Source organism: Natrialba sp. PRR66 (assembly GCF_034808065.1).
GTDB lineage: Archaea > Halobacteriota > Halobacteria > Halobacteriales > Natrialbaceae > Natrialba > Natrialba aegyptia.
The window spans coordinates 1150611-1170227 of record NZ_JAXHGN010000001.1 but is presented as its reverse complement, the minus strand read 5'-3'; the positions used below and the strand labels follow the sequence as shown (position 1 = coordinate 1170227).

General features: G+C 64.7%; 22 protein-coding genes. 7 read left to right on the top strand and 15 right to left on the bottom strand.

Going from position 1 to position 19617, the window contains the following annotated elements; translation table 11 throughout:
- The first annotated feature begins 68 nt into the window (after positions 1–68).
- On the top strand, positions 69–722 hold the full coding sequence (locus SM755_RS05525; protein WP_323171778.1) for a HalX domain-containing protein: 654 nt from the start codon (positions 69–71) through the stop codon (positions 720–722).
- Positions 723–730: 8 nt separating this feature from the next.
- Here SM755_RS05525 and SM755_RS05520 read toward each other — a convergent pair whose 3' ends face one another.
- Together SM755_RS05520 and SM755_RS05515 are read right to left on the bottom strand one after the other, a co-directional pair.
- The gene (locus tag SM755_RS05520; RefSeq protein ID WP_323171777.1) at positions 731–2749 is read right to left on the bottom strand and encodes a PAS domain-containing protein; all 2019 of its coding nucleotides are present in this window, start codon (positions 2747–2749) and stop codon (positions 731–733) included.
- Positions 2750–2900: 151 nt separating this feature from the next.
- Positions 2901–3884, bottom strand: a complete 984-nt coding sequence (locus SM755_RS05515; RefSeq protein WP_323171776.1) for an ornithine cyclodeaminase family protein — start codon at positions 3882–3884, stop codon at positions 2901–2903.
- Between the two features lie 138 nt (positions 3885–4022).
- On the opposite strand from SM755_RS05515, the gene SM755_RS05510 reads away from it, so the two are divergent.
- Together SM755_RS05510 and SM755_RS05505 are read left to right on the top strand one after the other, a co-directional pair.
- Positions 4023–5216, top strand: coding sequence for an FAD-binding oxidoreductase (locus SM755_RS05510; protein WP_006663762.1), 1194 nt, complete (start codon positions 4023–4025; stop codon positions 5214–5216).
- Positions 5217–5255: 39 nt separating this feature from the next.
- Positions 5256–5807 carry a dihydrofolate reductase family protein gene (locus tag SM755_RS05505; protein ID WP_323171775.1) on the top strand — a complete coding sequence of 184 codons (552 nt, stop codon included), beginning with the start codon at positions 5256–5258 and terminating at the stop codon, positions 5805–5807.
- A 37-nt stretch (positions 5808–5844) separates the two neighbouring features.
- On the opposite strand, the gene SM755_RS05500 is transcribed toward SM755_RS05505, so the two are convergent.
- On the bottom strand, positions 5845–6069 hold the full coding sequence (locus tag SM755_RS05500; protein ID WP_323171774.1) for a hypothetical protein: 225 nt from the start codon (positions 6067–6069) through the stop codon (positions 5845–5847).
- A 137-nt stretch (positions 6070–6206) separates the two neighbouring features.
- Between SM755_RS05500 and SM755_RS05495 the strand changes: the two genes are divergently transcribed.
- Complete coding sequence (locus tag SM755_RS05495; protein ID WP_006663765.1) at positions 6207–6425, top strand: hypothetical protein; 219 nt, start codon at positions 6207–6209, stop codon at positions 6423–6425.
- A 259-nt stretch (positions 6426–6684) separates the two neighbouring features.
- On the opposite strand, the gene SM755_RS05490 is transcribed toward SM755_RS05495, so the two are convergent.
- The 5 genes from SM755_RS05490 to SM755_RS05470 form a co-directional block, all read right to left on the bottom strand.
- Positions 6685–6969: a hypothetical protein gene (locus SM755_RS05490; RefSeq protein ID WP_323171773.1), complete on the bottom strand. Its 285-nt coding sequence runs from the start codon at positions 6967–6969 to the stop codon at positions 6685–6687.
- A 267-nt stretch (positions 6970–7236) separates the two neighbouring features.
- Entirely contained in the window at positions 7237–8472 is a 1236-nt protein-coding gene (eis, locus tag SM755_RS05485; protein WP_323171772.1) for a GNAT family N-acetyltransferase, read from the bottom strand.
- 78 nt (positions 8473–8550) lie between these two features.
- The gene (locus SM755_RS05480; protein WP_006663768.1) at positions 8551–9708 is read right to left on the bottom strand and encodes a pyridoxal phosphate-dependent aminotransferase; all 1158 of its coding nucleotides are present in this window, start codon (positions 9706–9708) and stop codon (positions 8551–8553) included.
- Positions 9709–9718: 10 nt separating this feature from the next.
- Positions 9719–10204, bottom strand: a complete 486-nt coding sequence (locus SM755_RS05475) for an Lrp/AsnC family transcriptional regulator (RefSeq protein ID WP_006109185.1) — start codon at positions 10202–10204, stop codon at positions 9719–9721.
- A 99-nt stretch (positions 10205–10303) separates the two neighbouring features.
- Entirely contained in the window at positions 10304–10906 is a 603-nt protein-coding gene (locus SM755_RS05470) for a hypothetical protein (RefSeq protein WP_323171771.1), read from the bottom strand.
- A 200-nt stretch (positions 10907–11106) separates the two neighbouring features.
- Between SM755_RS05470 and SM755_RS05465 the strand changes: the two genes are divergently transcribed.
- The gene (locus SM755_RS05465; RefSeq protein WP_323171770.1) at positions 11107–11700 is read left to right on the top strand and encodes a thioredoxin family protein; all 594 of its coding nucleotides are present in this window, start codon (positions 11107–11109) and stop codon (positions 11698–11700) included.
- A gap of 21 nt (positions 11701–11721) precedes the next feature.
- Here the strand turns inward: SM755_RS05465 and SM755_RS05460 are convergent, their stop codons facing one another.
- Both SM755_RS05460 and SM755_RS05455 read right to left on the bottom strand, forming a co-directional pair.
- Positions 11722–12273 carry a plastocyanin/azurin family copper-binding protein gene (locus SM755_RS05460; protein ID WP_323171769.1) on the bottom strand — a complete coding sequence of 184 codons (552 nt, stop codon included), beginning with the start codon at positions 12271–12273 and terminating at the stop codon, positions 11722–11724.
- 128 nt (positions 12274–12401) lie between these two features.
- A complete protein-coding gene (locus SM755_RS05455; RefSeq protein ID WP_323171768.1) occupies positions 12402–13517 on the bottom strand; it encodes an NADH:flavin oxidoreductase/NADH oxidase in 1116 nt (371 codons plus the stop codon).
- A 130-nt stretch (positions 13518–13647) separates the two neighbouring features.
- Here SM755_RS05455 and SM755_RS05450 point away from each other — a divergent pair, with 130 nt between their 5' ends.
- A complete protein-coding gene (locus SM755_RS05450) occupies positions 13648–14478 on the top strand; it encodes a BtpA/SgcQ family protein (RefSeq protein ID WP_323171767.1) in 831 nt (276 codons plus the stop codon).
- Between the two features lie 85 nt (positions 14479–14563).
- Here SM755_RS05450 and SM755_RS05445 read toward each other — a convergent pair whose 3' ends face one another.
- From SM755_RS05445 to SM755_RS05425, 5 genes are all read right to left on the bottom strand, one after another.
- A complete protein-coding gene (locus SM755_RS05445) occupies positions 14564–15805 on the bottom strand; it encodes a tripartite tricarboxylate transporter permease (RefSeq protein ID WP_323171766.1) in 1242 nt (413 codons plus the stop codon).
- An 88-nt stretch (positions 15806–15893) separates the two neighbouring features.
- Positions 15894–16571 carry an HAD family hydrolase gene (locus tag SM755_RS05440; RefSeq protein WP_323171885.1) on the bottom strand — a complete coding sequence of 226 codons (678 nt, stop codon included), beginning with the start codon at positions 16569–16571 and terminating at the stop codon, positions 15894–15896.
- Positions 16572–16676: 105 nt separating this feature from the next.
- Positions 16677–17018: a 50S ribosomal protein P1 gene (rpl12p, locus tag SM755_RS05435; RefSeq protein WP_323171765.1), complete on the bottom strand. Its 342-nt coding sequence runs from the start codon at positions 17016–17018 to the stop codon at positions 16677–16679.
- Between the two features lie 24 nt (positions 17019–17042).
- Complete coding sequence (locus SM755_RS05430; RefSeq protein ID WP_323171764.1) at positions 17043–18089, bottom strand: 50S ribosomal protein L10; 1047 nt, start codon at positions 18087–18089, stop codon at positions 17043–17045.
- Between the two features lies 1 nt (position 18090).
- Positions 18091–18723 carry a 50S ribosomal protein L1 gene (locus SM755_RS05425; protein ID WP_006109195.1) on the bottom strand — a complete coding sequence of 211 codons (633 nt, stop codon included), beginning with the start codon at positions 18721–18723 and terminating at the stop codon, positions 18091–18093.
- A gap of 224 nt (positions 18724–18947) precedes the next feature.
- Between SM755_RS05425 and SM755_RS05420 the strand changes: the two genes are divergently transcribed.
- A complete protein-coding gene (locus tag SM755_RS05420) occupies positions 18948–19538 on the top strand; it encodes a hypothetical protein (protein ID WP_323171763.1) in 591 nt (196 codons plus the stop codon).
- Positions 19539–19617: the final 79 nt, after the last annotated feature.

Genomic DNA, 19617 nt, shown 5'->3' with positions numbered 1-19617 from the left:
TATATTTGTAGGGAGACTGCCCTGACGAACCGGTCGTCACCGTGACGACCGCCGGAGGACCCCGTTTCATGGCTACCGACACCCCGACCGTCCTGATCGTCGAGGACGAACCCGATCTTGCAACCCTCTACACCGTCTGGCTCGGCGACGAGTACGAGACGAGAACCGCATCCGACGGCACCGAGGCACTCGACGCAATCGACGCGGCCGTCGACGTCGTCCTGCTCGACCGTCGGATGCCCACCCTCTCGGGCGATACCGTCCTCGAGACGATCTGCGAGCGCGACCTCGACTGTCGCGTCGCGATGGTCACTGCAGTCGAACCGGACTTCGACATCGTCGGCATGGGCTTCGACGACTACCTCGTCAAACCCGTCTCGAAGGATGAACTCCTGCAGGTCGTCGACCAACTCCTGTTGCGCTCGACTTACGACGACCAGCTCCGGCAGTTCTTCTCGCTGGCCTCGAAAAAGGCTCTACTCGACTCCGAGAAGACCGACGCCGAGTTGCTCGCCAGCCAGGAGTACGCCGCACTCGAGGATCGCCTCGCCGTCTCCCGCGTCCGCATCGACGAGACGATGATCGCTCTTATCGATCAGGACGCCCACCGCCAACTCTGTCGCGAGTTCATGCGCGAGCCGATGGCTGAACTCGTACAGGGCGATGGCGAGAACGAGGGCATGACCGACACTGCAAGCGACCAGAGCAGTAACAAGCGATAGGACGCCCGCTACAGCGGTTCGAGCGTCGTTACGTCTCGCACTTCGATTCGGGTGCCGTTCGTCGCGTCGTCGACCGAGAGCGTCCAGTCGTGCGCATCGGCGATGGCACGGACCAGCGTGAGGCCGAGGCCGTCCATTCCCCGTTCGTCGGCGGCCGTCGGATCGAACGCGCGCTCGTCCAGCGTTGCGGGCCGTTCTGCGGCGGTATCGAGCAGGTAGAACCCGCGGGACTGTTCGTGGCCCGTTTCGGTGCCGATGACGGCCTGCGTTTCCTCGTGTGTCGGCTGGTCGTCGTCGATTCCGAGGAGTCCGACGCTGACGCGAACGGGGTCGGTAGTGTCGTCGGGACCCTCACCGCCGGCCTCGGCCCCGGCTCCGGCCCCGACTTCGCCTCTCGTCTCACTTGCCTCTTCACTTTCCGATGCCTGTGCGCGGGCCGCGATGTCGTCGAACGCCGTTTCCAGCAGGTGGCCGAACCGCTCGGCGTCGGCTCGGAGCGCCGCCGCGCACTCGAGTTCGAACTCGAGTGCCGACTCGTCGAGTTGCGAGTTCGCCGCGGCGTCTCGGATGGCTCGTTCGAGGAGGATGCGGTTTCGCGGGCCGACGGCGGTCGCGTTCCGGGCGAACTCGCGCACGTCGTCGACGAGGCGCTCCGTGCGGTCGAGCATCGTCGTGACCGAGTCCTCGGCGAGCGGGAACTCCCAGGTGTCGTTACCGGTCCGGGCTCGTTCGTCCTCGAGTGCGTCGGCGACGGCGTCGAGTTGGCGTTTTAGATCGGTCGAGAGGACCTCGGCGATGCCTTCGAGGCGTTCGGTCTGACGTTCGAGTTCGGTCGTGCGGTCGCGAAGCAGTTGTTCGCGGTCGGCCCGGTCGAGGGCTGCGCGGATGTTTTCGACGAGCGTCGAGAGCAGTTCGACATCGGTGTCGTCGAATCGGTCGGCTTCGAGGGAGCCGGTCATCAGGACGCCGTGGGTGCCGATCGGGGCAATGATTTCGGACCGGATCGGCGAGTCGGGATTGTACAGGCCCTCGACCGACGAGAGGTCGTCGAACCGCTCGACGCTGCCGGATTCGAACACGTCCCAGATGAGCCCCTCAGGCGGGGTAAACCGAGGGAGTCCACCGAACTCTTCGTAGGCCCCGGCGGTGCCGGCCACGGGATCGAGATACCCCTGTTCGTCGTCGAGCAACCAGACGCCGCTGATCGGCAGATCGAGCAGATCGCTGCCGGCGTGGACCGCAATCGAACAGATCTCCTCCGGATCGTCAGATTCGAGCAACCACCGGGTGATCTCGTGGAGCGAGGCCGCGACGCGCTCGTACTCGTGCTGATCGGTGACGTCGCGGACGATCCCGGCGATCGTCGCCCGAGTGTCCTCGACGGGGACGAATCTGAACTCGCCCACTCGATCCGCTCCACTGGCGTCGGTAAACGGCACCTCAACCCGGCGCGTCTCGGCCGTGCCGATGTCTACGTCGGTGATCGCGCGCCCGATTTCGACGGCGTCGTCGTCGTTGATTGCGGCTCGCTCCGGAATGATCTCGACGTGTTCGCCGAGCAGCACCGCTCGATCGACGCCGAGGAACTGCTCCATGGCCTCGTTGACCGAGACGATCTCTCGGTCGCCGTTGAGCGTGACGACGCCGTCCGAAATCGCCTCGACGGCGGCCGCGTGCTGGGCGAGCGTCCGCTCCTGTTGTTTGCGTTCGGTCACATCACGCATGTACACCGAGAGCCCGGTTTCGGAGGGGTAGGCCGTCGCCTCGAACCAGGTTTCGAGTCGCGCGTGATAGATGTCGAACGAAACCGGCGTCTGGGTATCCATGGCGCGATGAAAGCCGTCCGGAAACTGCGTCTCGACGGTCTGGGGGAATTCATCCCACATAACGCGCCCGATCAGATCCGCCCGCGAGCGTTCCAGCAGCGTCTCGGCTCGGTCGTTGAGGTAGGTGAACCGAAAGTCCGTATCGAGTGCGAAAAACGCGTCCGTAATACGGTCGACGACCGGCACAGACCGCAGTGTCACGGTCGCTCACCCATCGTCACCGCTACGTCCACGTCGGACCCTCCCCCGAGGGAATCGGCTCTCGTGATAGCCATTACCAGCTACTCTAGGGATACTTATCGAAGCCCGTATTTCAGTGTCGCGGCCGAGAACGCAACACAGGGTAGACAGGTTAGAGTGCAACTTTCGTCCCAACGTCGCGTGACACCGCTCGATCGAAAATCGCCTCGGCGCTCGCCGCATCGAGCACCGCCGACCCGACACTCTCGACGACGAGTATCTCCTCGTCCGCCTCGCGCCCGCGATCACCCGCGATGACGGCCCCGAACGGTTCGACCTCGCGGTCGACGTGGCCTCGAAGGTCACCCGTCTCTGCGGCTTCTTCGGGCACGTCCCCGAAAATCCGGGCCGCACGCTCGACCGTCTCGTCGTCGAGTTCACGCATCTCGGGCGTGTACGCCCCCACGGCGATCACGAGCGTCCCCGGCGCGAGTTCGTCGCCGGGGAACACCGGTTCCGAACTCGTCGTGGCGGTGACGACGACGGTCGCGTCAGCGATTGCATCGCGCGGGCTCGAAACTGGGTGTGCGGGAACGTCCAGTTCGGCCTCGAGTTCGGCGGCGCAGTCGACCCGGGAGTCGCTGGGGGCGTAGATGCGGATCGACTCGAGGGCGTCGGTCGCGGCGGCGATGGCGCGGGTCTGCCAGCGGGCTTGCTTGCCGGCACCGATGACGGCCAGGTCGATGGGGTCGTCGACGGCGAGTTCGCGGGCGGCGACCCCGCCGATACAGCCGGTGCGGGCGTTGGTAATGCGGTTGCCGGCGAGGTAGCCGACCGGTTGTCCGGTTTCCGCGTCCGTCAAGGCGAGCTGTGCGGTGACGGTCGGGAGTCCGCGAGCGACGTTGTCCTCGCAGACGGCGACGAGTTTCGTCGCGACGTAGTCTGCACCGTGGACGTACGCCGGCATACAGAGTCCGGTGCCGGTCGGTTCCGCGGGCGCGCCGGGGTCGAGACCGGTCCCGAACGGATAGTGCGGTCGATCGGGTCGTTCGACCGCGCCCGCGTGTTGCTTTTCGAACGCCTCGGCGACGACGGGCAGGAGCGCGTCGATATCGAGCACCGACGCGACGTTATCGGCAGAGAGTACGCGAACCATTGCGCTGTTCTACTCGACCGTTGGTCGGCGGCTACTTCAGTCTATGTTGCCGATTGAGGCGACCCGATTCTGAACAGCGGGAAAGATCGATCGCAGCCGAACGCTTATTGATACCGTGGCGGTAACCAACAGCGTACAATGAAGGGAGTCGTCATCGGCGGTGGAATCGTCGGCCTCTCGAGCGCGCTCGAACTCGCCGAACGCGGTGTCGACGTGACCGTCTGTGAGCAGGGATCGATCGGCACCGGGAGCACGGAACGGTCCGCCGGTGGCATCCGCGCACAGTTCTCGTCGCCGATCAACGTCGAACTCTCCCGCGAGAGCATGCGCGTCTGGGACGAGTTCACCGAGCGGTTCGACGCCGAAATCGACTACCGGAAGACGGGGTATCTCTTCCTCGCCCGAAGCGAAGAAACGGCCGCGGCGTTCGAAGAGCGAGTCGCGATGCAAAACGACCGCGGGGTTCCGAGCGAGGTTCTCGATCCGTCCGAGGCGTGCGAAATCTGTTCCGGGATCGATCCCGATCAGTTCGTCGCAGCGACGTACTCGCCGACGGACGGTTTCGCCGACCCGCACCTGGCGCTGCAGGCGTACGCCCGGGCTGCGGCTGCTGCGGGTGTCGATGTTCGGACGCAGACGCCCGTTACCGACGTGATTCGAGCCGGCGACCGCGACCCCGGCGACGGTACTGGCGGGGCGCGGGTAACGGGTGTCGAAACACCTGACGGACGCCTCGAGGCCGACATCGTCGTCAACGCCGCGGGGCCGTGGGCGCGCGAAATCGCTGCGATGGCCGACGTATTCTTGCCGATCACGCCCAAGCGCCGGCAGATCGCCGTCGTCCAGCCGGAGACGCCGGTCCCCGAGACCGACCCGCTGGCGATCGACCTCGAGAGTGGCTCGTACTTCCGGCCGGACCGCGACGGTGATGCACTCGTCGGCGGGCATTTCGCCGACAACGATCCGGCGTCGGATCCGGACGGGTATCCGCGGTCCATGGACTTCGAGTGGTCGATCGACGCGCTCGAAGCCGCCGCCGAGTGGACCACCTACTTCGGCCCGGAATCCGCGGTCAAGCGCGGCTGGGCGGGTCTGTACGCCGTGACGCCCGACGATACGGCCATCGTCGAGGAGACGGTTCCCGGTTTCATCACGGCGGCCGGCTTCTCCGGGCACGGCTTCCAGCACGCCCCCGCGACCGGCCAACTCGTCGCCGAACTCGCCGTCGACGGCGAGGCGTCGCTGCTCGGTATCGACGCGCTCTCGAGCGACCGCTTCGAGGGGACGGACGAGGAGAGGGCTGCCGAACGAACGGAGCGCAATGTCGTCTGAGCGCGGCCATCGGGTAACGCGACTACGTCAACTGAGACGATGAGCGAACTGCTCCTCTACATCGCCGCGAGCGTCGACGGCTTCATCGCAACGCCGGACGGCGGCGTCGACTGGCTCGACGAGTTCCAACAGGAGTCGGACGTCGCGAATTCGGACGACGACGGCTTCGACGAGTTCTTCGCGAGCGTCGACTGCCTCGTCATGGGATCGCGGACCTACGAACAGGTGCTCGAATTCGGCGCGTGGCCCTACGAAGACCGGCCGACGTACGTTCTCACGAGCCGCGAGTTGCCCCTCGCCAGCGACGCCGTGTCGCTGGTCGACGAGGAGCCGGCCGAACTCGTCGCCGACCTCCGAGCGAACCACGACAGAATCTGGCTGGTCGGCGGTGGCGCACTCGTCCGGTCGATGCTGCGTGCGAACTGCGTGGACGAACTTCGATTGCACCTCGTTCCGGTGAGACTCGGCGGCGGGATCTCGCTGTTCGGGACGGACGAGCCGCGACGCGACCTGGAGTTACTCGAGACGACGACCCGCGGAGGCGGTCTCGTCGAACTCCGGTACCGGATCGAGTCGGCGACCGAGCGCTGACTCCGGTCGTGTCGCTTTCTGTATAGACGAGTAATAGTTACAGCCGATCCCCGTAGACTGAATCGAAGCGAGTGTATACTGCCGCAAATGCGATGAAGACGCCGATTGCTCCGACAGCGACACCAATCCAGTCTCCGTATGGAACGCCGTATTCTAACAGGCCGATACCGAGTCGTTCTCCAACAACTGCCATCGCCATGATGACGCCGAATCCGAGGAGAAATCTCACAGCGAAATTCCGCTCTACGAAGTTATGTTCCATATTTAATGCTTCTCGTGAAACATTATAGGTTTTCCTCTGCTGTTCAGTGCACCGGTCTCTTCTGTTATGGCGTCCTTTTGCAGCGGTTACTAGAGGGGACCAGCATCCTTTTCTCGTCCGTCTCGAAACAGGGCGCTATGGGCCTTCAAGAACACTTTGAATCCGATATCCGCTTTTATTACGCGATCGGAATGTTCATCATTCTGGTCTATCTCGGTGGCATCGCCGCGGCGGCGGTTCTGGAACTCGCCGTTATCGATAGACGACTGATTCCGCTCACCGCCGGCTTCTTCCTGTTCATGTTCGTTTACTTCATCGCGATCAGCGTCCAACGGCTCGAACCGGACGAGGCGTAACCGTCGTTCCAGTGGGCGATGAGAGAGAATACGGGTCGAAATCGCGTCTACCGTACTGCGAGTTCACAATCACAGTTCACAGTTACAGACTCGAGGTCGCCCAGTTGCTCGCGTCGCGATTCCGGGCCGAGTGCATCGACGGGTGCGAGTGTGGTGGGTTCGATGGTGATGGCGGTGGTGGTGATCGTCTCGAACACCCGCCGGCACTCGGCTGGCCGCCGCGACGCGAGTTCAGTTCGTGAACTCGTTTCGCGGTGGCTTAGTCCGGCCCGGATCGGTCGGGGGCGGGGTCGGTGTCGGTGTCGGTGTCGGAGTCTAAGTCTGATTTTGAGTTGGAGGTGCGATCGGGATCGGGGTCCGGCGGGGCGACGCGACAGCCGCAGGGACCGGCGATGGCCTCGCCGGGGCCGATCATGGTTCGCTGTGCGATCGGCGTCCCACAGCGGGGACAGCGTGGCGGTTCGAACGGCTCGGAACGGCTGGGATGGTCGGTGTCGTTCGCACTGCTGTCGGTATCGCCGTCGGCGTCAGCGTCGTCACTCATCCCAATTGCCACCCGTTGTGCTCGTAATTCCGTGGAAGAACCTCGCTGCTGGTCGAATCGTACGATACATCAGTCGTGCGGGATGTTTATATCCCGTGAGAATGTACGCAAGCATGGCTTCAACGCAAGCCGCGTTTGGAAGCCACGTCTCGGATGCTGGTACATCCGGGACACTTTCGTGTCCGGTGTGGCTTCCGTTCTAATTTGTAACCTATAGTGACTTATATCTACCGCTGAGCGTCGGGAAGGAGTGTCACCAGTCGCGGCTCAGAAGAACTCGCCGAGGTAGACGGGCGTCTTCGGCACGAGTTCAGCGAGCGTCGACACAACTTCTCGGTCCGCTGCCTCCAGTCGGTTCGTCCGCGCGAGGTCGGTCGCGGAGCGGGTGCCGACGGCGAGTTCGGAGAGCGCGGCGATGTCGAGTGTCGCATCGGCCGTCGCGTCGTTGTCGCGGGTTTCGCTCACACGCCCACAGCGAGCGCGGCCGTCGGCCACCGTCAGCTCGAACAGCCCGTCGTTCCACTCCGCGAGCGGGTCCGTCACCGAAAGCGTGAGCGCGGTTTCTGAACTCGTCGGGTAGGAAAGCGACGACAGCACCTCTGCAACGTCGACGATCCGAACCATCGGCCCGTTCGTCACCGTCGTCTCGACCTCGTCGGGAGCCCGGACCGCCTCGCGGAACGGGGCGTCCGCCGGCAGCCGAAGCCGCACGCGCTCGACCTGCGAATCGTGCGTGTGACAGAACGACAGCAGCGCCAGGAACGCCTCGTGGTCCGCGGCGACGAGTTCCGAAACGGCCATCGTCCAGTCGCCTCGGTCCCCGTCGATCGTGTAGACGAGATAGCCCGCGACGCGGCCGTCGCGCTCGAAGGCGTAGACGTAGGGATCGACGTCGTGACCGCCGAAGGTGCGGTGTCGCCACCAGTCCTCGTCGCGATCGATCGCGAGCGCGTACCGCTCGGCGTGGCGCTCGTAGACCGGCACGAGTTCGCCGAACTCGTCGGCCTCGACCGGCCGAAACGAGCCCACCGACGCCGCGTCCGCCGCCGTCGCGAACGAGCACACCTCGGGATCGAACTCGTGGGTGACGATCCGGTTGCTCGTCTCCCAGCCGTACTTGTGATAGAAACCGTAGGAAAACGGCCACAGGACGGAGAACCGACGGTCTTGCTCGCGGTACTCGGCGAGCGAGTTCGCGAGCAGTTCGCGGACGTACCCCTGCCGGCGGAACTCGGGCGGCGTCGCGACGGAGGCGAGGCCGGCGATCGGATGCGTCTCGCCGCGGACGGTGGCGTCGAGCCAGTAGTGCCGACAGACGCTCCGCGGATCGTCGTCGGCCGCGTCCGCGCTCTCGTAGATCCCGCGGCGCGAGCCGCGCAGCGCACGCGGCGTGTCGTGGTCGTCCGGTTCGTACGGCGGGACGCCCGAATCCGGTCTGAACGCGTAGCTTCTGAACTCGTGAAAGACGGCTCGCTGATCCGAAAGAGGGCGGTAATCGACCATACGAACGCAAGCGGTGGCGACCGGGAAGAACGTTCCTGTGGTGTGTGGGTGCGTGGCTCGCCCGTCTAGATCTGTCGGTTAGACGTGTTCGTCGACGAACGCTTCGATTCGGTTCAACGCCTTGCGGAGGTCACCCAGCCCGGTCGCGTAGGACACCCGGAGGTGACCCTCGCCGCCCGCGCCGAAGACGTCTCCCGGCACGACTGCCACGCCCTGCTCGCGGAGCACGTCCTCGGCGAACTCCTCCGCGGTCCAGCCGTCGGGGACCTCGGGGAAGCAGTAGAACGCGCCTTTGGCCTCGAAGACGTCCAGCCCGATCTCGCGAAAGCGCGAGAGGACGAACTGGCGGCGACGGTCGTACTGACCGACCATCTCGACCACGTCGTTCGCACAGGAGTCGAGCGCCTCGATCGCCGCGTGCTGGGCCGTCGTCGGTGCCGAGAGCATCGTGTACTGGTGGATCTTATTCATCGCGTTGATCGCCGCCGACGGGCCGAGGGCGTAGCCCAGTCGCAGCCCCGTCATCGCGTGGGCCTTCGAAAACCCGTTGAAGACGATGGTGCGCTCGCGCATCCCCTCGAGCGTCGCGATCGAGGTGTGTTCCCCGTCGTAGGTCAATTCGGCGTAGATCTCGTCCGAAAGCACCGTCAGGTCGTTCTCGCGGGCGAACTCGGCAACCGGTTCGAGTTCAGCCTCGCTCATGATGGCCCCGGTCGGATTGTTGGGATAACAGAGGACGAGCAGGTCCGCGTCGGCGGCCCCGGCCACGTCGAGTCCCTCCGCCGTGAGTTTGAACTCGTCGGCTTCCCTGGTGGGGACCGACAGCACCTCGCCGCCGGCGAAGATCACGCCGGGTTCGTAGGAGATGTACGACGGCTGGGCGATCGCGACCGTGTCGCCGGGATCGACGAGCGCGCGGAAGGCGAGGTCGACGGCCTCGCTTGCACCCGCGGTGGTGATGATCTCCTCGGCGGGGTCATAGCCCAGGTCGAAGCGGTCCGCGACGTAGTCGGAAATCTTCTCCCGGAGTTCGCGTTTGCCCCGGTTTGCGGTGTAGGAGGTCTTCCCTGCCTCTAAGGAAGCGATCGCGGCGTCGCGGGCCGCCCAGGGCGTCGCGAAGTCGGGTTCGCCGACGCCGAGCGAGATCACGTCGTCCCGTTCCTCGGCGATTTCGAAGAACCGCCGGATACCGGAGGGCGGAACCGTCTGCACGCGGTCTGAGAGTTCGATAGGCATACTAATACTATTAGGGTGAGAACGAGAGTCGGTCGTCGTCCTCGCCGTCGCCGAACTCGATCCCATGTTCCTTGTAGGAGGTCATCACGTAGTGGGTGACCGTCTGGGTGATCTCGGGGACGGGCGCGACCTGTTCGCTGATGAACTGCGACACTTCGCGGATGGAGTCGCCCTCCACCTCCATGTCGAAGTCGTAGTCGCCGCTGACGAGTCTCAGGGCTTTGACCTCCGGGAATCGGGCGAGGCGCTCTGCGATGTCGTCGTAGCCGGTTTCGCGGTCGAGGCGGACGTTCAACTCGACTTCGGCTCGGACGCGCTCGGTTTCGAGTTCGTCCCAGTCGACGACAGCCTGGTAGCCGCGGACGACGCCTGCTGCCTCTAGATCGTCGATTACGGCGGCGACCTCGTCCTCCTCGAGGTCGGTCATTCGCGCGATATCGGCCGTCGAATAGCGCGCGTTCTCACGAAGCAACTCGAGCACCTCGCGTTCGCTCATACCACTGCGAAGCGCGACCGCGAGTAAAAACGTTGTTCTTTGTCGTTTTTCGTTATAGTGGTCGCGGCGGACGTGGATTGCGAACCGCGACCCGGCAGATTACCGATAATTCTTGAACAACAGCGCCCGCACGTCGTCTTTCGTCTGCACGTCCTCCGTCGACCCGTCGGGAAGGGTGACGGTGTAGCGGTAATCCGACGAAGACGACTCCTCCCACTTGTCGTCGTGGGTTTCGAGGAGGCTCATCATCTCGTCTAACATCTCGTCGTCGTCGGCGTCACCGCCGTCCTCGCTCTCGCTCTCTCCCTCGTCGTCTCCACCGTCTTCCGCGTCGCTATCGGCGTCGGCGCCCGTCTCATCACTACTGTCGGCCGAATCTGCAGCGGTATCGCCATCGCTCTCATCGTCATCGTCGTCACCGCCGAGTTCACCAGACTCGTCGTAGGAAATCTCCTCGAGCGCGTGGGGATCTGCCTCGCCGTCGATCGCCGCGCCGACGGACGCCGCCACGTCCTCGGTCGCGGAGAACTCCGCGTCGATGTCGATCGCGTCCGCAACCTCTTCGTCGATATTGTCGATCAGGAACTGTAACGCGTCCTGCTCGCGAACGAACCCGTACCGGCCGACAACGTCCCGAGAGATCTCCTCGCGGAGTCGCTGGATGAACTCGTACTGTTCGTCGGTAACTTCGAGCGTTTGCATACCCCATCGATGCGGCGGCGGGTACAAATATGTAGGTTGTCGTGGAACACACGAGCGCTGACCGGTCGCTCGCGCGTACTCTCGTTTCGCTCACTCTCCCGGCACGGAACCTCGTCTCTCCGCTCGCCTGCGCGGCCCGCCGTTCATACTCGCGCCCTTGCGTCGGGAGTTATATGACGGAACCTGACAAAACGATTCGTATGGCGAAAGAATCCGATACCGAACTCGCGGCCGGCGATACCGCCCCCGCGTTCGAACTCGAGGGCACGGACGGCGAGACGTACACGCTCGAGTCGTTCGCCGACAACGAGGCGCTGCTCGTCGTCTTCACCTGTAACCACTGCCCGTACGCGCAGGCGAAGTTCGACCTGTTGAACGACCTCGCCGCCGAATACGACGAGGTCGCCGTCGTCGGCATCAACCCCAACGACGAGGTGGAGTACCCCGATGACTCCTTCGAGCGCATGCGCGAACTCGTCGACGACGGAACGGTCCGGTACGACGCCTACCTCCGCGACGAGTCCCAGGATGTCGCCGCGGCCTACGGTGCGGCCTGCACGCCGGATCCGTTCCTCTTCCGTCGGACCGACGGCGACGGGAGCGACAGCAGCAGTGACGGTACCACCGCATTCAGTCTCGCCTATCAGGGTCGACTCGACGACGCCCTCAATCCGGACGACGAGCCGACACGCTTTCACATCCGCGAAGCCATCGACTCGGTCCTCGCCGGCGAGGAGGTCGAACTCGAGTGGCAGCCCTCCCGCGGTTGTTCGATCAAGTGGAAAGACGAGTAGCTGAGAACTGGGTTCGTGGCGTCACTCGCTCACGATCCGAACGTCCCCTTCCATGGTGTCGTGTGGCTTACACCGATAGGTGGCGATCTCCTCGCTCGCCGTGACGCCGTCTAACGTCTGCGTTTCGCCCTGTTTTTGCATCAGATCGGTTCCGTAGTCGTCATCGACGAGTTCACCGGTTTCGTCCCAGAGTTCGATGTTGTGCGGGCGGCCGTCAGCGTTGGTCCAGGTGAACGTATACTCTTGACCGGCAAAGAGGACGAGCGTGGGGTTGGTCTCGCCGGCGATCGGATCGGGGGCGACGCCCTCCCAGCCGTTCATGACGCCGCGGAGTTCGATCGTCTCGACGTCCGTCCACGCTTCGGGGTTGACGTGCTGGTCGGTTTCGCCCTCGTCTTCAGCGTCCGCATCGTCGTCGGTCGTGCCGTTCTCGCCGCCGTTCTGGGTTTCGGTCTCGTTTTCGGTTCCGTTCCCGTCGTCAGCCCCGCTCAGACAGCCGGCCGCGAGGACAGTTCCCGCCGTCGCGCCCACGGTCCGCAGGACGGTCCGCCGGCGCTGATTTCGATTGCTCATCGTGTCGTCTTCGAGTATCTGCCCGAGCTAGTTGAAGCGCAGTGGACACTCTCACTCACTGAAACCTGCCCTCTAAAATCTGAAACATGAAACGTCTATTCACTTAGAGCGTGGCCGGCGTCGCAGGCTTACTGAACCGCCCGGCGATACTGAATCGGCCACGCCGATTCACCCTCCCCATCGAGTTCATCCGCGGCCCGCAGGCCGAAGTACGGATCGCGCAGGAACTCGCGGCCGACGAAGACGAGGTCGGCGCGTCCGTTGCGGACGAGCGCGTCCGCCTGTTCGGGTTCGGTGATCCCGCCGACGGTGCCGACGGCGAGGTCCGCGCCCTCGTCGACTCGTTCAGCCAGCGGCACCTGGAAATTCGGCCCGCCATCGATTCGCTCGTCGGGGTGGAGGCCGCCGGAGCTAACGTCCATTAGGTCGATCCCGATTTCGGCGAGGTCTGCCGCGAGACGGGCGGACTGCTCGGCGTCCCACGACTCGCGGTCGTCGAGCCAGTCGGTTCCCGAGATGCGGACGAAGACCGGCTTGTCGTCCGGCCAGACCTCGCGGACGGCCGCCGCGACTTCGCGGACGAACCGCGTTCGGTTCTCGAAGCTGCCGCCGTAGTCGTCCTCGCGGTGATTCGTCACCGGCGAGAGGAACTCGTGGAGCAGGTAGCCGTGTGCGGCGTGGACCTCGGCGATTTCGAAGCCGGCGTCGAGCGCCCGTTCTGCGGCGTCGCGGTAAGCGTCGATGACGCCTTGGATGTCCTCGACGGTCGCCTTTCGCATCGCCGGCCGATCGCCGGGGAAGGAGGGGTAGGCGTCGGGCGACGGCGAGAGCACCTCCCAGCCGCCGTCGTCGGGCTGGAGCGGCAGGTTGCCCTCCCACGGTTTTGCCTTGCTCGCCTTCTGCCCGGCGTGGGCGAGTTGAATCGCCGGGACGGACCCCTGCTCGCGGATGAACTGGGTGATCGGCTCGAGTTCGGTGGCATGTTCGTCCGTCCAGATGCCGAGGTCGTGGGGGGTGATCCGCCCGCGCGGTTCGACGGCGGTGGCCTCGGTCATGACGATGCCCGCGCCGCCGACGGCGCGGCTACCGAGGTGGACGCGGTGCCACTCGGTCGGGAGGCCGTCGGTCTCACAGGAATACTGACACATCGGCGAGACGGCGATTCGGTTCGGAATGTCGAGTTCGCGAAGCGAAAGCGACGATCGCAGATCGGCATCGTCGACATCGGAGTCGGTGGTTGCCATCGACGGGTTTAGCGATGGCGCGAAGAAAACGCCCGGGGACGGCGATGGCCTTGCCGACTCGCGATCACGTCGGCATGGCGCACGCCAGAGAGTCCCCCTCATTTATCGGTCTCACGACGGAGTCTGCAACATGGCACCACGGATTTCGCTTTCGGACCGGTTCGCCGGCGACCGACCGGTGATCGGCATGCTTCACCTCCCAGCGCTCCCCGGCGCTCCCGACTCGAGCGGGGATCGGGATGCGATCCGCGACCGCGCACTCGAGGACGCGAGACGGCTCGAATCGGGCGGCGTGGATGCGATTCTCGTCGAGAACTTCGGCGACGCGCCGTTCTATCCCGACGACGTACCCGCTCACGTCGTCGCCGATATGACCGCGCTGGCGTCGGTCGTTCGGCGCGCGGTCGACGTGCCGCTCGGAATCAACGTCCTCAGGAACGATGCCAACGCGGCGCTCTCGATCGCGGCCGCAGTCGACGCCGCCTTCGTTCGCATCAACGTCCACGTCGGCACGGCCGCGACCGACCAGGGAGTTCTCGAGGGACAGGCGCACGATACCGTCCGACTCCGCGACCGAATCGCACCTGCCGTGGCGATTCTCGCGGACATACATGTCAAACACGCCACACCAGTCGGCACGCCCTCCCTTGAGCGGGTCGCACGCGAAACCGTCGACCGCGGCAAGGCCGACGGCGTCATCGTCTCCGGATCGGGGACCGGCTCCCAGACCGACCGCGGCGACATTGAACGCGCCGCCACTGAACTCGCGGCACGGGATAGCCACGCCCGGCCGCCGGTCTTCGTCGGCAGCGGCGTCACCGAAGACACCGTCGCCACGTACTTCGATGCCGGCGCGGACGGCGCTATCGTCGGCACGGCGCTCAAGGAAGACGGCGAGACGACCAACCCCGTGTCGACGGATCGTGTCGAGGCGGTCGTCGCGGCGGCGCTCGACCCCTAACTCGCTCATACGGACTGCTGGCAGTCAGTTCTGGCGCACCCGCGACCGTCCGGATTGCGCCGGCAAATAGGCACAGCAGACCGTCTCAGAAGCCAACCAACAACGGACCGATCAGCACGCCCATCAGATGAACTCGGCGGGCGCGCAACCGGACCGGGACCAGTCCGATCACGGTCGCGACGACGAATATAGCGATGCCGAGCAGCCCCGTGAACAGATACGAGAGCACGAGCAGTAGCCCCAGGACGGCCGTCGAAATCTTCCAGTACGCAACGCGGCCGGCGAGTTCGAGATACGTCTCGCCGACGACGATCACGAGAACGAACCCGATCAGCCCGGCGAGGACGACGGCCACGAGGAGGATCGGTAGTTCGAGCGGCGCGTTCACGTTCTCGAAGGCGACCATGACGCCAGTGCGCGGCTGGCCGATGGCGACCAGTGCGAACAGCGCGAAAATCGTATTCGCGGTGTCGACGCCGCTCGTCGCGACGATATAGCCGCGATCGTCGGCGTTTCCAGGAACGAAGACGAGCACTGCAACGGCGGCGATAGCGGCCGAGATTCCCGGTATGTAGCCGACGATCGCACCCGCCAGCGAACCGGCGAGAGCCGTCGCACCGACGAGTCGACGAGACATCGCAATCTCGCCGTCGCGCTGCGGCGGAAGGCCCGACCCGGCGAGTGCATCGATCAACACCGGCGCTCCGAAGAGGCCGGCGAACAGCGGTGCGAGGGTCCCGCCCGCCTCGAGCGGTGCATCCGGCGAGAGGTCGAGGGTCAGCAGTCCCAGGCCCGCCGCGAGCGAAAACGAGAGCAAGCCGGCGAGGCGAGCCCGCCAGGTGAACTCCGAGGCGATCAACGCGACGACGACCATGGCCAGCACGAGCGACAGATTCGCTCGAACTGTCGGATACACCGCCGTCATCACCCGCGTGACCGGAATCGCGAGCGGCACCGCAACGAGGACGGCGAGCACGCTCCCGAGCGCCGACAGCCGGATCGCCTCGTATCCGCGTCCGTCACGCACCATTCGATGTCCCGGTAGCGCCGTCACCGCCATTTCTGCATCCGGCACGCCGAGTGCCATCGCCGGGACGGCGTTGAGAAAGGTGTGGACGACGCCAGCCGCAAGCATCGCACAGCCGATGAACAACGGCGGTCCAGGGACCGAGACTGCGACGCCGGCAAGCAGGAGCGCAAAGTTATTGGCGTGGAGCCCGGGAATCAGTCCGCTCAGACTCCCCAGGCTCGCCCCCGCCACCGTCCACGCGAGCAGTTGCAGGGTCAGGGCTGGGTCCGCGACGAACTCGACCGGGGCAACAGCCATCGCTTCATCTGGCCGCGTCTTCGGATTTAAACTCGCGCCCGCGGCGCGCTCTCGCCAATTCGCTTCCGCTCGGCTCGTCCCGACCCGCCTACGCCTGCGATGCGAACGGCCCCTCGAGCGCCGCGGGAAGCGAATCGTCGTCGAGCAACTCACCGACGCTCGAGACGATGCCGTCCGCAGCGGCGGCGTCCTCGGCGGCAACCGAACCGCCGTCGACGTACACGGTCCGAAAGCCAGCCTCGCGAGCCCCGACGATGTCCTCGTCGTAGCTGTCGCCGACGTAGACGAACTCGTCCGCATCGAGGCGCGCTTTCGCGAGTTCAAAGAGTTCGCGGTCGGGTTTGCGCACGCCGTGGCTGTTCGAGACGAGGACTTCGTCGACCCGGTCGTCGAGCCCGTGGAACTCGAGTTTCGCTCGCTGCTGCTCGCCGTCGCCGTTGGTGATGATGCCGGTCGGATTCGTCGCGGCGACAGTATCGAGGACGCGTTTCGCATCCGCCGTCACGACCGTCGCGTCGACTTCGATGTCGCAGTAGTCGGCGGCGAGCGCGGCCGGCGTCGCGTCGAGGTCGATCTCCTCTGCGACGGTTTCGAACCCGCGACGGTAGGGGTCGGGTTCGCAACGATCGAGCGCGGTGAGCAGGCGCTCGACGTAGGCTTCGTACGCTGCGTCGGTCGGCGTTCCGTGGGGGGAGACGGCCCGTCGAAACAGCGACTCGAACGACTCGTCGTACGTACAGAGCGTTCCGTCGAGGTCGAAGTACACGGCGGTTGTCACGAGTACGCAGTTACGCGAGACCGAGAAGTAACTGTCGGCGGTGGATGTCGAAAGAAATCGGAAGTAACCGTGTCGTCGCGATAGCGGGCCGACTTAGCCGAAGAGTTCGCCGAGGCCTTCGCCGTCTGCCTCGTCGTCTTCGTCGTCTTCGTCCGTGGTGTCCGGGACGTCGCTGGTTTCTTCTGCTTCTTCCTCGCCCTCATCAGCAGCCTCGTCGGCTGCGGCGGCACCGCCTGCAGCGCCACCGGCGGCGGGGACGGCGGCGGCCTCGGAGACAGCGTCGTCGATGTCGACGTCTTCGAGTGCGGCGACGAGTGCCTTGACGCGGGATTCTTCGACGTCGACGCCGGCGGCGTCGAGTACGTCGGTGAGGTTGTCTTCGTTGATCTCTTCGTCCGATTCGTTCAGGATGAGTGCAGCGTAAACGTATTCCATTGGTGTATCCTCCAGTTGTGTTGATTAGCCGAACATTGCGCCGAGTCCTTCCGCACCGTCACCGTCGTCTTCGTCGTCATCATCGTCATCGTCGGTGTCGGCCTCGGCGTCCTGGTCGTCTACCGATTCGTCTGCATCTTCGCCCTCATCGTCCGCGCCGGCCGCGCCTGCGGCGGGTGCGGAGACGTCCTGCAGTTCGTCAGGCAGGGCCTCCTCGTCGTCGATCTGGGCGGCGAGCGCACGAAGCTGTGCGTCGGCCTTGCTGACGAGGTCGGGCATGAGGTCTTCGTCCTCGATGGCGGCCTGCAGGCCGAGGCTCTTGGCCTCGCCCGTGGCCTTGGCGATGAGTGTCGGAGCCGTCGTCGCGGTCGGGAACGGCGCGTTGAGCGAGAGGTTCCGGGCGCGAGCGGCGGCCGTCTGCACGTCGCTCTCGTAGGCCTCGATGTCGATGTCGAGGTCTTCGGGGTCGAAGAGCACGCCCTCGGCGACGACTGCGCGAAGGTCAAGCCCGACTTCCTTGGGCTCGATGCCGAGTTCGTTGAGGACGTTCGCCAGATCCGCAGAGACTTCCCCGCCGGCCTCTAAGACCGTCGAGTCCTCCATGACCTGGATCGAACCGTCCTCGATGCGTGCGTTCGCGCCGATGCTCTGGAGTTCACCGACGAACGGCCCCGGGTCGACACCGGTGTCACCCTCGGGGATGACGATGTCGTTCGGGGCGACCTCGCCCTCGTTGATCGGGGCGGGCGTCTTCGAGGCCTCGAGTTCCTTGTAGAGGGCGAACGGATTGTCGTTCGTTCCGATCAGGCCGACCTGGCCCTCGACGTCGTCGACGAGATCGTCGAGACCAGCGGTTTCGAGCGCACGGACCTGCAGCGTGTTGCGGCTGACGCGCAACTCTGCGGTGCCGTGGAGATCACGGCGCATGTCCTGGAGCTGCTTCGAGGGAATGCCGGCGATGCCGACGATGCCGACGCTCTCGTAGTTTTCGATGAGTGTTTCGAGGTCGGCGACTTCCTCTTGCTTCCACTGGGGAAGGTTCTCCGTTTTGCGATCTGCCTGGGCGCTCATATTAGGCCACCTCCACGGATGGGCCCATGGTCGTCTTTATGTAGACGGCATCGATGTTCTGGGGCCCCTTCTCGAGGTCGGCGTGCAGGCGACGCAGGATGACGTCGATGTTGTCGGCGATGTCTTCGGCGTCCATGTCTTCGGCGCCGACGAGCGTGTGGAACGTCCGCCGGTCGCCGGAGCGAAGCTGCACGGTGTTCTTGAGTCGGTTGACGGTCTCGACGACGTCGTCGTCGGGCGAGAGCGGGTCCGGCATCTTCCCTCGCGGACCGAGGATAGTACCGAGATGCCGGGCGATGTCTTGCATCATCGCCTCTTCGGCGATGAAGAAGTCGGTCTCGTCCGCCATATCTTTGGCGTCGTCGTCGTCCAGATCCGCGACGTCGTCGACCGAAAGGACCTCGTCCGCGGCCTCTTCGGCGCGAACACCGGTCTCTCCTTCGGCGATAACGACGATACGCGTCTCCTGTCCGGTGCCGGACGGGAGGACGACGGACTCGTCAACACGATTCGACGGTTCGTTCAGGTCAAGGTCGCGCAGATTTATCGCGAGGTCGACCGTCTCGGTGAAGTTCCGATCGGGCGCGTCCTCGAGTGCGCGATCCACTGCGGTTTCGATATCCGAATCTGCCATCGTTCACCTCCGTAGTACGCAGGAGTGCTCCTACGGGTCAGTGAAACAGGCAATGCCTGTCTCTGTTGAGAGAAGTGCCATGTCGAACTTAAACCCGTCGAACTGGATTCCCGACCGGTTCAGTGTTCCACTCTCGGTCTCCGCAGAGCGTGCACCGACCAGAAGTTCTATGAAGAGTGACAGTGATGAATTCGAATATGTGGCCAGCAGATTTATACGTGGGGATGGGTGCATCCGAGTCCGGGTCCGAGTCCGCGGTCGTCGAGGTACTCACGTCGGGGGCAGCGGTTGAGGCGTATCGGTCACTCGGATCGCTCGGGCGGGTCGGGTTTCAGTTCGCCGCAACGGTCGTTCTCGCGTTGGTCGTCCTGGGATTGGTTCAGGGATATGGCACGCGGACCGTCGAAACGGCGCGACGAAGTCCCGTGATTTCGATCTGTATCGGCCTTCCGAGCGGGCTGGTCCTCGCCGGGCTCGCAAGCACCGGCTATATTCTCGTCGGACAGAGCGTCGGGATCTTCTTTGGCATTCCACTGGTTCTTCTCGGGGGAACGACCCTCCCGATACTCCTGGTGCTCGGATTCGTTGCTGTCGGACGGGCAACGATGGCCCGACTCGGTCGGGACCGGCTCGGCTCCGGAATTCTTGCCGGGGGAGCGCTCTGTGGCGTCGCAGGGTTTTCGATAGGGGCCACCATCCTCCTCGCCGTCCTGGTTGCCTCGCTCGGTATCGGCGCGTTCGTTCGCGTGCTGATGAGTGCCGGCGGCACGACTGCTCCGGATGAGCGCACCGTTCCGCCTGCAAACAAGATTTAAAAACTAATTGCCGCCTCTTTCCAGACACCTGTGTTCTGCAGCCCCATCACTTACCGCCCGCTACGGCGGTATTTCAGCT